Source organism: Pseudomonas sp. 9.1(2019) (genome assembly GCF_009910445.1).
In the GTDB taxonomy this organism is placed as follows: Bacteria; Pseudomonadota; Gammaproteobacteria; order Pseudomonadales; family Pseudomonadaceae; genus Aquipseudomonas; species Aquipseudomonas paraversuta.
This window is the reverse complement of the sequence record NZ_VBWF01000010.1, coordinates 44,811-57,987: the sequence shown is the minus strand read 5'-3', so window position 1 is coordinate 57,987 and position 13,177 is coordinate 44,811. Positions and strand designations below refer to the sequence as shown.

The following is a 13,177-nucleotide window of genomic DNA, read 5'->3' as shown; positions in this document are numbered from 1 at the left end:
GGGCTCCTTAGCGCACGCGTATTTTCGGTGCGCCAGCCCCACGGCGCAGGGTGGCAAGAAAGTGTTCCACCGGAGCGGCGCTGGCCACTTGCGGCAACTGATCCTTGTCCGGGCGTCTGGCCCAGAATTCGGTCCAGGACGGGAACAGATCGTGGAAGGTCCCGGCATAGGGTTCGCGCCCCGGCCAACGCATTTTTTGCGTGCCGATCGGCGGCTTGTTGAGGTCGCTGGCGTACCAGTAGCACGGCAAGCGACGACGGAAATACCAGCGCCCCTGCATGCGCTCGTAGTCATCCCAATAGAGCATTTGCATGGTCACCCACTCGGGACCGGTCTCGTGCTCGTTCTTGGAATACACCACGCCCACCGCATGGTCCGGATCGGTGAACTCGATCAGGTGCTGACCCAGGTGGTGCGAGGTGCCATGGAACTGGTCGCGCAGGGTGTCATCTACCCAGGCTTTAAGGTGCGCGCGTCCGGTTTTTTCGCGACCGACGCGGATGTCTTCGGCAAACAGATTGACGTGGGCATCGAGGTCGCGCATGTCCAGCGACAACGAATATTTACCGGCCAGCTGACGGATTTCTTCAATCGATTCCAGGCGGTCAAGCCGGGCAAGCAAGGCGTTCTGTTCCATAAAAAGTCCTTATTCCAGTACCGTGTACAACTCGCTGCTGCGCCCGCCATCTACCGGCAAGCTGGCACCGGTGATGTACGAGGCTTCGTCGCTGGCCAGAAACAGAATGGCGTTGGCCACTTCCAGGGGCTGGCCGACGCGCTTGAGCGGGATCAGTTTTTCGGTATTGAGCCGGGTCTTGTCGTCGGTCAGCATGCCGGCGGTGGCCGGGGTCTCGACGATGCCGGGGATCACCACGTTGCAGCGGATGTTGTGGCTGGCACCTTCACTGGCGGCCGCGCGGCTGAAGTTGATCACCGCCGCCTTGGCAGCGGAATATCCGGCCATCCACGGCGTGCCGAACAGCCCGCAGATCGAGGCAATATTGATGATCGAACCGCTGCCCTGGACCCGCATCAGGCCCATTGCCGTGCGGGTGCCCCAGAACGTGCCGTCGACCGTGGTTGAAAAGTTGGAATGCCAGTCGGCGGTGCTAGTGCTGTCAATTGCGCCCCAGCTGTAGGCCATGGCGTTATTCACCAGAATGTCGAGGCGGCCATTGCGCTCAGCGGCAGCGCCGATGGCACCGACATAGGCGGCTTCATTGCTGACATCGGCCACCGCACATTCAGCACGGCCACCGGCATCGCGAATCTGTGCCGCTACGGCTTCCAGCGGCTCGATGCGGCGACCGCAGAGCACCACCAACGCACCCTCCTGGGCAAACCGCAGGGCGGTAGCCGCGCCAATGCCCGAGCCTGCGCCGGTGATAAATGCAACCTTGCCTTGTAAACGAGTACCCATGCTCTGCTCTCTCCTGTCGGTGCCCCGGGGTCAGATAAACGCCATGCCGCCGTTGACCGCGAGGTTTTGCCCGGTGATGAAGCCGGCGTCTTCGCTGGCCAGAAAGGCAGCGACGCGGGCGATTTCTTCGGTTTCACCCATGCGTCCCAGAGGGATGGCCTTGAGCATGCTTTGCATCCAGTCATCCGGGATGTCGGCCATCATCGGAGTGTTGGTCGGGCCCGGAACAATGGTGTTGACGCGAATGCCGTTGGCGGCCAGCTCACGGGCCATGCTGCGGGTCAGCCCCATTACGCCGGCCTTGGCCGCGCAGTAGTGGCTTGGACCTTCGCCGGTCAGGGCCGAGGTGCTGGAAATATTGATCACCACACCCGGGGTGGCGGCCTTGAGCATCAACTTCACGGCTTCACGGCTACAGAAAAAAGTGCCGGTGAGATTCACCCCGATCACCCGCTGCCAGTTCTCGTCCGGTGTCTCGGCGAATGCATCAATGGAGCCGATGCCGGCGTTGTTGACCAGAATGTCGAGGCTGCCGAAGCGCGCCTGTACAGCGGCCATGGCGGTCGCCACCGAATCACTGTCGGCGACGTTGCAGATCACGGCCAGCGCCTTGTCGCCCAGCCCTTCAATGGTCTGGTTGGCCGCATCGAGGTTGATATCGGCCGCCACTACCACTGCGCCCTGCTCGGCGAAATGGCGCACAATCGCCCGGCCCATGCCTTGCCCTGCACCGGTCACAAACGCAACTTTATTCAGCAACTTCATGGTGTTTCTCCCACCTGCCAGATGTCGGCCGCCCGTAAGCCGTGGGCGGTGCATGGGGACAATCATTGACTGGAGGAAAAAGCTGAACATCGTCCGATGGGACTAAGCACCGAACCGCAGGCAGCAAGCTTGTCCGGGATGGCAGCAATGGACTGCAACAAATACCGCTTCAGTGATCAGGCCCCCTGAGCCACAGCTGGTCTGAATGGACGATGTCCATGGCGCAGGGTTCGTGGAATAAATCGCTCACTAGAACAAAACCGGGAGAACCCGTCGTGTCGATAACTTTACGTCCCACCTGGCGAACTCACTACGCGTTAGGCGTACTGGCTGCCATCTATGTTTTCAACTATATCGATCGGTTGCTGATGGCGATTCTGATCGAGCCGGTAAAGGCTGAATTCGGTATTTCCGATACCGGTATCGGCCTGCTTTCAGGCGTGACCTTTGCGGTTTTCTACACCCTGTTCGGCTTTCCTTTGGGGCGATTGTCTGACCGTATCGGACGCAAGAAAGTCATCGCATTCAGTTGTATTGCCTGGAGCGTGATGACCATTTTCTGCGGTTTCGCGGCCAGCTTTGCGATGCTGGTGGTGGCCCGGATCGGCGTGGCCATCGGCGAAGCCGGCGGCACTGCCCCGTCGATGGCCATGGTCTCGGATCTGTACCCGCCGGAACGCCGCTCCACCGCACTCTCGGTGCTGATGCTGGGCTCAAGCCTGGGGGCGATTTTCGGCCTCGGCCTGGGCGGCTGGATCGCCCAGCATTACGGCTGGCGTTTTGCATTCGTGGTGATCGGTGCGCCGGGGATTTTTCTCGGTCTGCTATTACTGCTCACCGTACGGGCACCGAAACCTGCAATGCTGGTCAGCCCCAATCAAGTGGCGCAAGCCCACTGGGCGGTGACGGTACGCGAACTGTTCCAGACCCCGTCCTTCCTCTGGATCGTGCTCACCGGCGGTTCCGCGGCCATTGCCGGCTACGCCATCGGCACCTGGAGCCCCAGCTTTCTGATCCGCTCCCACGGCCTCAGCCTGCAGGACGCCGGGTTGCTGGCGGGCGTCGCCGGCGGTGTCGGGGCTACCTTGGGCACCCTGACCTGCGGCATCCTGTGCGACCGCCTGGCGCGTCGTGACAAAGGCTGGCAAATCGGAGTGCCGCTGCTCGGCACCCTGATCAGTATCCCCTTTGGCCTGGCCTATTTTCTCTGGCCAACCGGCACGGCATTCCATGTCGGCAGCACCCCGGTACCCAGCGCATTCCTGTTCTATTGCGTGTTCAGCTTCTTCGGCACCTGGTGGGCAACACCCTGCCTGGGCGCCATCTCGCACCTGTTCCCGGCCACCCGCCTGGCCCAGGCCACAGCGATTTTCGTGATGGCCATGACCCTGCTCGGGGTGGGTGTCGGCCCGCTGCTGATCGGCATGCTCAGCGACGGCTTTGCCCACACCCTGGGTAACGAAGGCCTGCGCTACGCACTGGCGTCCTGTATCTCGCTGCTGGTGCTGGCCTCGGTATTTTTGGCCATGGCCTTGCCGCGCTATCGCAACCATTTGAACAACACCCCTGCCCCAGCGCCCCTGGCTGAAGCGGTCAGTGCCTGATATTCCGGAGATTGAGTGATGACTGAACAAGACCTTCCGCTGCCCGTCGGCCATTTCGTGACACTGGACTGCGGCCTGCGCCTGCACTTTCTCGATGAAGGCAGCGGCCCGGTAGTCCTGTGGCTGCACGGCAGCGGCCCGGGTGCCAGCGGCTACAGCAACTTCAAAGGCAACTACCCGCAGTTCGTCGCCGCCGGCTTTCGCAATCTGGTGGTGGATCTGCCGGGCTTCGGTCGCTCCGACAAACCCGAAGACACGCAGTACAACCTGGACTTCTTCGTTAACGCCATGTCCGGGTTTCTCAAGGCCGTGGGGGTCAAGCGCGCCACCCTGCTGGGCAACTCCCTGGGCGGCGCCATTGCCCTGGGGCTGGCACTGGCCGAGCCCGAGCGCGTGGAGAAGCTGATTCTGATGGCCCCCGGCGGCGTTGAAGATCGCGAAACCTACTTCAAGATGGTTGGCATTCAGCGCATGGTCGAGCTGTACAACGCCGGGCCCCTGGGCATCGAGCAGATGCGCCGGATCATGAGCCTGCAACTGTTCGACAGCTCCCAGCTCGAAGACAGCCTGCTGGCCGAGCGAGTGGCGGTGGCCGTGCACCAACCGCGCAATCTGTTCACCACCATGATGGTGCCGAACATGACCGAGCGCCTTGAAGAGCTGCAAGTACCGATCCTCGGTTTCTGGGGCACCGACGACAACTTCAACCCGGCCAGCGGCGCCCTCAAAGTGCTCAAGCATGCACCGGATGCGCGTTTTATCATGCTCAACCGCTGCGGCCACTGGGTCCAGGTTGAACACCGGGAGCTGTTCAACAAGGCGTGCCTGGACTTCCTCAAAAACTGAACAGGCAACATTGACGGCGGCCTGCGGGTCGCCCTCAGCCCTTCTTATCCTGCTCGGACTGAAAAACAACAATGACAAAATTCTCTCAGTTGCTGGCACCCGGTCGCATTGGCTCAATCGAGCTGCGCAACCGCATCATCATGGCGCCCATGGGCTCCAACTTTGCCGAAGCCGATGGCCACTGTGGCGAACGGATTCAAGCCTATTACGAAGCCCGCGCCCGTGGCGGCGCCGGGCTGCTGATCATGGGGGTCTGTTCAGTGGCGTTCCCGGCGGGCACCGCCGAGCCGTTCCAGGTCGGCGTGTCCAGCGATGACTTTATCCCGGGCCTGAGCCAGCTCGCCGAGCGCGTTCACCGCCACGGTGCAAAAATTGCCATGCAGCTGCAACACGCGGGCAAGACCTCGGTACGGGATATGGCTGAAGGACGGCAACTGTGGGTACCGTCAGTGCCCCCGGTACTGCAAAGCGACATGATGGCGGCCCTGACCCCTGAGGAACTGGCCAACTTCGTCAGCTCCATGAAGCGCCGCGCCGAAGGCTCGCCCATCCGCGTGATGGACAGTGCCGACATCGGGCAAATGATCGACTGGTTTGCCTGCGCCGCCGAGCGTGCCCAGCGCGCCGGTTTCGACGGTGTCGAACTGCACGCCGCCCACGGCTATATCATTGCCGGTTTTCTGTCCGGCTATTACAACCAGCGTGAGGATGAGTACGGCGGTTCGCTGGAAAACCGCGCCCGCCTGCTGCTGCAGATCATCGCTGCCGTGCGGGCCAAAGTCGGCTCGCAATTTGCCGTATGGCTGCGTCTGGACGCCGAAGAACTGCATACCCCCGGCGGCATCAGCCTGGACGACGCCAAGGCGGTGGCACGCATGGCCGAAGCGGCAGGCGTGGATGCGGTCAGTGTGTCGGCCAGTGCGCGGATCACCAGCGGCGTGGTGTTTACCGAAGCACCGCTGGTGCATCAAGCCGGCGGCTTCATGGAATGGACTGCGGCGATCAAGCGCAGCGTGCAGGTGCCGGTAATCGCCGTAGGCCGTATCGAACCCCAGGCCGGTGAAGCCGCCCTGAAGCGTGGTGATTGCGACTTTATCGCCATGGCCCGCAAGCTGCTGGCCGATCCCGAACTGCCGAACAAATTGCTCAACGATCAGGAAAGCAGCATCCGCCCGTGCATCTACTGCTACGTGTGCGTGAGCCAGATCTTCGTCAACGAGCGGGTCAAGTGTGCGGTCAACCCCATGACCGGCCACGAATTCGAATACGTCATCAGCCCCACCGCCAGCCCCAGACATATTGCGGTCATCGGTGCCGGGCCTGCCGGCATGGAGGCCGCAAGAATAGCTGCCCTGCGCGGGCATCGGGTGACCCTGATCGAACGCAGCGACCGCCTCGGCGGGACCCTGTTCTTTGCCGGGCTGGCCTATGCCGAAAACGCCCGCTTGCTGGACAACCTCAAGGTCCAGGTGCAGCAATCTTCGATTGATCTGCGCCTCAATACTGAGGCCAGCCCTGCCCTGCTCCGCGACCTGGGCGCAGACCAGGTGCTGGTTGCCGTCGGTGCCGAGCGTGCGGCCCCCGACATCCCCGGTGCAGATCAGGACCATGTCTGGAGCGGTGATGAACTGCGGCGCCTGATGACCGGCGACCGGGCGGAGGAAATTGCCAAGCGTAAATTGTCCTTCACCCAGCGCACCCTGATGAAAGCCGGCAACCTGGCGGGGGTCACCGACAGCAGCGAGGCCATGCAAAAACTGTCACGGGTATGGATGCCCCTGGGCAAGCGCGTGACCATCATCGGTGGCGGCCTGGTTGGCCTGGAACTGGCGGAGTTCCTGATCGCCCGCGGGCGCCAGGTGACCGTACTGGAAAGCGGTAGCCATCTTGGCCGCGAACTGGCCATCGTGCGCCGCTGGCGGGTGCTGCATGAAATACGCGTGCATGGCGGACAGCTGATCACCGGTGCCAGTGTGATAGCCATTGAAGGCAATCGCGTGCGCTATCAACTGGCAGATGGCAGTTCAGGACAGAGCGAAGCAGACTCCGTGGTACTGGCCATTGGCGCGCAACCCGACACCCGTTTGCTGGATGAACTGACCCGCGCAGGGTTATCGGCCAGCAGCATTGGTGACTGTCAGAGCATTGGCTACATCGAAGGGGCAATCAGCGCCGGCCACAAAGCCGGACGCGAGGCCTGAACCCGCCGGGGGCGGCATCCCGCCCCCGGCGTTGACCTGTGTTACTTCCTGAGTGCAGCTATAGTGCTGAGTTTCAAGGAGATAACCATGACTACCGACCCCCGCCATTATCGAATCGACAACATCGAATTCAACGTCCACGACATAGCGCGCAGCAAAGCCTTCTATGGCGCCGTGTTTGGCTGGACGTTCACCGACTATGGCCCTGCCTACACCGAATTCAGCGACGGCCGTTTGAGCGGCGGCTTCACCACTGGCGAGCCGGTGCGCCCGGGTGGCCCGCTGATCATTCTGTACGCCGACGACCTGGCCCTTGCCCGACAGGCCATCCTCCAGGCCGGAGGCAGCATCTCCCGCCCCGAATTCTCCTTCCCGGGCGGCAGCCGCCTGCATTTCACCGACCCGGATGGCTATGAACTGGCGGTCTGGACCCAGGGCTAGAATATAAAACTGCGCCATGAGCATCGCTGGCAAGCCAGCTCCCACAGGTTCTGTAACCCCGATCACATATTTCATCTGTAGGAGCGAGCTTGCTCGCGAGCTTCTCAAGCAGTCCACAGTCACCCGGTTTTCAATATAAGGCCGCTAAAAAGCTCGCGAGCAAGCTCGCTCCCACAGGTTCTGCAACCCCGATCACATCCCATTGTGGGAGCTGGCTTGCCAGCGATAAAGACAACCCGGCAACCCGTTACAGCGGTAAAAACAAAAAGCCCCGTCGTTAACCGACAGGGCTCTTGCTGTTACTTGCAGCTGCTAGCTTATGACCACTTGCTTAACGCCCCATCGCCCGCGCAGCATCGGCGGTGTATTGGTCGGGAGTGAATTTGCCTTCATTGAGAATCGGGCCTTTCTTGGCTTCGTTGGTCATGCCGTAGCCGGTGTATTGCCCCGAATTCAAGTCCATGAAGAACTGGGAACCCGCCTGCCAGCCACTCATGTCAGGGTGGTAGTAGTAGTTGACCATCGCGTGCTTCCACAATTGCCCACGGGCATCGTAGTTGTCCGCCATCACCGCGTTCCAGGTGTCTTCGTCGATGAACAGCACGCGCTTGCCGTACAGGTGGCGATAGCCTTCTTTCAGATCGGCTTCCACCACCCACACACGACGCAGTTCATAACGCATCAGGTCCGGGTTGGGATGGTTGGGGGTCAGCATGTCGGCGTATTTCACCGTCCCCGCGTTCGGCTTGTAGGCGTTGGCCGGGCTGTAGATTTCACGCTTGCCCAGCAGCTTCCAGGTGTAGCGCTCCGGCGAGCCGTTGAACAGGCGGTCTTCATCCACTGTCATGGTGCCGTTGGTGCCGATCATCGGCTGGTCATAGCCATAGCCGGGCAGCAAGCGCACGCGGCGGGTCGAGGGGCTGTAGCTCCAGGCCTGACGCGGGTTGGTCTGAAAGTCGTAGGGTTCGTGGGAGATGCTGATCACACCGTTGTCACGCGCCGGTTTAAGGGTGGTGTTGTTGCCCATGGCCTGAATTTTGTCTTCGGTTTTGGGTTCAACAATCGGTGAGTTGGCCTGCGACAGGCCCCGGGCATAGGCACGCCCCCAGCCAATGCTGCCATTGGGCAGAACCGAGGCCAGATCACTGGTTTTTTCTTCGGTCCAGGCACGGGCCGGCAACTGGTGGTTCCACAACACTTCCATACCGCTTTTAGGGATAGGGAACGGGACCTGGCCCAAACCTTCAATGCCCATGCCATCGTTCACCAGCTTGGCGTTCAGGGCGTTGCTCATGGCGCGCCGGCACACGTAGTCCGGGTAGCGGAAATCACGGTGGCCCGGGTAGATGTTCATCTTGTAAGTGGTCGGATAACGCTTGAACAGCGCTTTCTGGCCTTCGGTGAGTTTGTCTTCGTACTGGGCCATGTTTTGCGCAGTGATCACCACAATCGGCTTTTCAGCGGCATAGGGATCCACTGGCTGGTCACCGGAGAATTTAACGTGGTTCCAACCCGGTACTTCGCCCAGGTATTTGCCGGTGTACGGCGGGATGGTGCCCGCCGCATTACCGGCCTGCTCAGCACCGACACAGGTCAGCTCCTTGCCCAGTTTGGCTGCCTCTGCGCCAGACACCTGGGCAAAAGCCGGACCGATGGCCAGTACGTTGACGGACATGGCGGCTGCGAGCATTACGCCTGTTCTTGTTATTTTCATGTATTGCCTCCTACGCGTAAAAGCTTGCTAAGGGGTATGCGTCCATTCTTCGCCATTTGCCGGCGACTACATCGTCCACAAAGACTACTCAGGGCGTTACCAACAACTCTTTAAGCAAACCTTTGAGCATCTTGCCCGACGCATTGCGGGCAAAAGGGGTGTGCTGGACATGGATCTGCGCCGGCACTTTGAAACTCGCCAGACGCTGGGCGATAAAGCTGCGCACCGCCTCGCTGTCCGGGGTGTCGGACGGGTCACCGCGCACCACCAGGAACACCACTTCCCCCAGCAAATCGTCCGGCACCGAAAAGGCGGCGGCTTCGATCACGCCAGGCATTTCACAGGCGCAGGACTCCACTTCGGCTGCGGATATTTTCTCCCCTCCACGGTTGATCAAGTCCTTGGCCCGGTCGGTGATATAGAGAAATCCTTCGTCATCCAGCAGGCCGATGTCACCGGTGTCGAGCCAGCCATCGCGCAAGGTCTGGGCGCTGGCCTGGGGCAGGTTCCAGTAACCGCTCATCAAGGTCGGTGAACGGATCCAGATCAGCCCGCTGACGCCATTGGGCAGTGGCCGGTCCGGACTGTCACCGATACGCACATCGACGATCGGCAATGGCCAGCCGGCAGCAGCCGGTTTGTAAACAAACTGATCACCGCCGATGGCCGCGCAAATCCCGTTGCTTTCGGTCAGGCCGTAACCACTGCCACCCACCGCTTCCGGTTTGCGCTGGGTCAGATGCGCCAACAGACTGCTGGACGGCGCCGCGCCCCCCAGCCCCAGGCCGAACAGGCTCTTGGTATCGGCCGTGCCGAAACGTGGCGAGGTCAGCAGTTGTTGCATCATCACCGGCGCGCCGTTGAACTGGGTGCAATGTTCATCGCGGATCAGGTCCAGAGCCTTTTCCACGTCCCACTTGTACATCAGCAACAAGCGGCGACCGCTGCGCAAGGCCAGCAGGAATTGCGCATGCAGGCCGCTGACATGGAACAACGGCACTGCCATCAAGGTGGTTGGGGCATAGCCGCAGTTGATCACCACGCTGATACGCTCCGGCGAGCTCAGGGCACAGAACGCCCCCTGAAACTCCAGTGCCACCAGGGCCTGGCACACCGCGCCATGGGTCGACAGCACGCCCTTGGCCAAGCTGGTGGTGCCTGAGGTATAGAGGATCATGGCCGGGTCATCGGCCGTCACTTTCAGGGCCGGTGCAGTCAGCACCGGGGCCGCCAGCAGATCTTCCAGACGCTGGCAGTGTTCAGCCAGCAACTGGCCGGCGGACAGACCGACCACAATCGTCGCCAACCCCTGTTCGCGCAAGTCGCCATCGAGCAAGTGCAGGCGCGGCTCGTCACACAGCAACAGCCGTGCACCGCTGTCCTGCAGACCATGAAACAGCTCGTCGCGCAGGCCCCAGCTGTTGAGGGGGACGCACACCCCGCCGCAACGCTGAATGGCCGCAAACGCCACCAGCCACGCGGGCTGATTGCGCATGGCAATCGCCACCCGGTCGCCCTGACGCACGCCGAAACGATGCACCAGCTGGCCGGCCAGCCGGTCCACCTGATCGAAAAACTGGCTGAAGGTCAGACGCTGTTGTTCCCACACCAGAAACTCGCGCTCGCCATGCACCCGGCCACTGTCGATTGCAGCCCAGACGTGGGCAGCGGTATGCCGAAAATGCTTCGATCCGCTCCCCGGCTGGGTGACCACTTCAAAAGGTGAGCCGGCACCAGTCAATTGCTGCCAGGCGCTCTGCCACTGTTCAAGCTTCATCTTATTATTCTCCTGACTGGCAATCGGCCTAGGCGTGCGCGGGCATCAGATCTGCGTAGCGCTCGCAGTGGTAATCGGCATCCCCCAGACTCGCCTGGGCTACCCGTATGCGTTTCAGAAACAGCCCCACGTCCAGCTCATCGGTTACGCCAATCCCGCCGTGCATTTGCACCGCTTCATTGGCGACATTGAGGGCCATCTGCCCCGCTTTCCACTTCGCCAGACTGGCAAAGCGCTGGCGCTCGGCGGCGCTCAGACGGCTGTCGTCCAGCGCCGCAAGCCCGGCCATCACCGCACTGCGCGCCAGTTGTATCTGCACGTACAGCTCGGCAGAGCGATGCTGCAGTGACTGAAAGGAGCCGATCTTGACGTCAAACTGAACCCGGGTTTTCAGGTAGTCGAGGGTCATGGCGAAGAGCTTCTCGGCCATGCCCAGCATTTCGCCAGCCAGGCACACGCGGCCGCGGTCCAGGGCAATCTCGAGCGCCGGGCCTGCGGATCCGGGTTCACCCAGCAGCGCGTCATGCCCGACCTGGACCTGGTCCAGCTGCAGTCGCGCATGATTGCGCGAGTCGATCAGCGGCAGCGCCTGGACGCTCAGGCCCGGGGCATCAGCGGCCACCAGAAACAGACTAAGGCCCGCTCCTGCGCCCTTGGCGACCACCAGGTAGGCATCCGCACCCACGCCGTCGATGACAAAATATTTGTTGCCGCTCAAGCTGTAGCCGTTTGCATTCGGCACCGCCTGCAACGCCACGTTCGCCGGGTTGTGGCGTGAGCCTTCGTCCAGGACCAGCGCCAGGCGGCGCTCGCCGCTGATAGACGCCGATAACCAGCGATCCTGTTGCCCGGCGTTACCCTGCAGGTGCAGCAACGAGCCGCTGAGCACCACGCTTGAAAGCAGCGGCGAGGCACTGAGGTTGCTGCCAATGGACTCAAATATCGGCCCCAGGCCCATGCAGCCGAAATCCAGGCCGCCGAGATTTTCCGGGAACGGAATCGCGCTCCAGCCCAGCGCCACAGCGTCCTGCCACAGTTGCGGGTCAAAACCGTTGACACCGCCCTCATCGCGCAGTGCGCGCTGGCGCGATACGGGGCTGCGCGCGGCCAGGAACTCTCGGGCGCTGTCGGCCAACAACCGGTGATCTTCGCTATAAACCAGGTTCATGCTGAGTTCCTTACTTCACGTCAGGCAGGCCAAGGACCCGCTTGGCGATAACATTGAGCTGGATTTCCGACGCACCGCCGGAAATCGTCAGGGCAAAGCTGTTTAACCAGCCGCGGGTGATGGCCTGTTCCTGGGGGCTGAAAGCGCCCTTGTCCCAGCCCAGAGCGTGATACCCCATCACGTCCAGCAACACCTCGAACTTGTCGCGTTCCTGTTCGGTGTGCACCAGCTTCATGATCGACATCAGCCCGCTGACGTCCTGCCCGGCACGGGCCTCCTGGCCCATGCGCTGGACTGTCAGGTTGTAGCTTTGCTCGTTCATGGCGCAGGCCACGGCACGGGCTGCAAGGGCCAACTCGCCCTGGCCGGATGGCTCGGGCAAGTACTCGTTGACCAGTGGCAGCAAGTGGAAATGCGTCGGCAGGCTGAACTCGCCGAATTTGGACATGGCTTTGCGTTCGTGTTGCAACAGGCGCTTGGCCAGGTTCCAGCCACCGTGCAACGGACCGATGAGCTGGCTTTTAGGCACTTTGACGGAGTCGAAAAACACCTGGCAGAACGCCGATTTTCCGCTGATCAAATCAATGGGCGCAACGCTGACCCCGGGGCTCTTCATGTCCAGAACAATCAGGCTGATCCCCGTGTGCTTGCTGGCCGCAGGATCAGTGCGCACCAGGGCGTACATCCAGTCCGACTTGTCACCATAGGAGGTCCAGATCTTGCTGCCATCCACCACGAAGTGATCGCCGGCATCCCGGGCCGAGGTTTTCAGGCTCGCCAGATCCGAGCCGGCATTGGGCTCGGAAAAACCCTGACACCAGCGCACTTCGCCACGGGTCATCGGGGTCAGGAGGTTTTTCTTTTGTTCTTCAGTGCCGAATTCCAGCAATACCGGGCCGAGCATCCAGATGCCCAGATTGATTTGCGGCGGCCGGCATTTAAGACGGCGCAGCTCGCTTTCCAGCACCGCGTTGTATTCCTCGCTCAGCCCGGCGCCGCCATACGCCTGTGGCCAGTCCGGACAGAACCAGCCCTTGTCGCGCATGCGTTCGAACCACAGCCGGGCGTCGGCATTGGGAAACTCGACCTCGTTCGCACCCCACACCAGCTCGCCTTCAGGAATGGCTTTACGCTGCGAGGGCGGACAGTTGGCCTCAAGCCAGCTGCGGGTTTGCTCTCTGAACTGATCAATGGCGTTCATGGGTTTCACCTGTAAATGGTCACCTGCTGACACAACACAT

Annotated in this window: 11 protein-coding genes; 4 read left to right on the top strand and 7 right to left on the bottom strand. The window is 61.6% G+C overall.

Annotated features, from left to right (window positions below):
• Positions 1-7: 7 nt before the first annotated feature.
• The 3 genes from FEZ21_RS13845 to FEZ21_RS13835 are packed head-to-tail and all read right to left on the bottom strand — an operon-like array spanning position 8 to position 2,185.
• Positions 8-637, bottom strand: coding sequence for a nuclear transport factor 2 family protein (locus FEZ21_RS13845; protein ID WP_003445116.1), 630 nt, complete (start codon positions 635-637; stop codon positions 8-10).
• Positions 638-646: 9 nt separating this feature from the next.
• On the bottom strand, positions 647-1,420 hold the full coding sequence (locus FEZ21_RS13840; protein ID WP_003445115.1) for an SDR family NAD(P)-dependent oxidoreductase: 774 nt from the start codon (positions 1,418-1,420) through the stop codon (positions 647-649).
• Positions 1,421-1,450: 30 nt separating this feature from the next.
• A complete protein-coding gene (locus tag FEZ21_RS13835; RefSeq protein ID WP_003445112.1) occupies positions 1,451-2,185 on the bottom strand; it encodes an SDR family NAD(P)-dependent oxidoreductase in 735 nt (244 codons plus the stop codon).
• Positions 2,186-2,460: 275 nt separating this feature from the next.
• On the opposite strand from FEZ21_RS13835, the gene FEZ21_RS13830 reads away from it, so the two are divergent.
• From FEZ21_RS13830 to FEZ21_RS13815, 4 genes are all read left to right on the top strand, one after another.
• Positions 2,461-3,789: an MFS transporter gene (locus FEZ21_RS13830; RefSeq protein WP_003445109.1), complete on the top strand. Its 1,329-nt coding sequence runs from the start codon at positions 2,461-2,463 to the stop codon at positions 3,787-3,789.
• Between the two features lie 18 nt (positions 3,790-3,807).
• Positions 3,808-4,635, top strand: a complete 828-nt coding sequence (locus FEZ21_RS13825; RefSeq protein WP_160627480.1) for an alpha/beta fold hydrolase — start codon at positions 3,808-3,810, stop codon at positions 4,633-4,635.
• A 71-nt stretch (positions 4,636-4,706) separates the two neighbouring features.
• A complete protein-coding gene (locus FEZ21_RS13820) occupies positions 4,707-6,836 on the top strand; it encodes an FAD-dependent oxidoreductase (RefSeq protein ID WP_010656627.1) in 2,130 nt (709 codons plus the stop codon).
• Positions 6,837-6,923: 87 nt separating this feature from the next.
• Complete coding sequence (locus FEZ21_RS13815) at positions 6,924-7,277, top strand: VOC family protein (RefSeq protein WP_160627478.1); 354 nt, start codon at positions 6,924-6,926, stop codon at positions 7,275-7,277.
• Positions 7,278-7,608: 331 nt separating this feature from the next.
• Here the strand turns inward: FEZ21_RS13815 and FEZ21_RS13810 are convergent, their stop codons facing one another.
• The 4 genes from FEZ21_RS13810 to FEZ21_RS13795 form a co-directional block, all read right to left on the bottom strand.
• Positions 7,609-8,991, bottom strand: a complete 1,383-nt coding sequence (locus FEZ21_RS13810; RefSeq protein WP_369826385.1) for a DUF1329 domain-containing protein — start codon at positions 8,989-8,991, stop codon at positions 7,609-7,611.
• A gap of 88 nt (positions 8,992-9,079) precedes the next feature.
• Positions 9,080-10,768, bottom strand: a complete 1,689-nt coding sequence (locus tag FEZ21_RS13805; protein ID WP_160627476.1) for a class I adenylate-forming enzyme family protein — start codon at positions 10,766-10,768, stop codon at positions 9,080-9,082.
• Positions 10,769-10,796: 28 nt separating this feature from the next.
• Positions 10,797-11,936, bottom strand: a complete 1,140-nt coding sequence (locus FEZ21_RS13800; protein WP_160627474.1) for an acyl-CoA dehydrogenase family protein — start codon at positions 11,934-11,936, stop codon at positions 10,797-10,799.
• 10 nt (positions 11,937-11,946) lie between these two features.
• On the bottom strand, positions 11,947-13,137 hold the full coding sequence (locus tag FEZ21_RS13795; RefSeq protein WP_003445093.1) for an acyl-CoA dehydrogenase family protein: 1,191 nt from the start codon (positions 13,135-13,137) through the stop codon (positions 11,947-11,949).
• Positions 13,138-13,177: the final 40 nt, after the last annotated feature.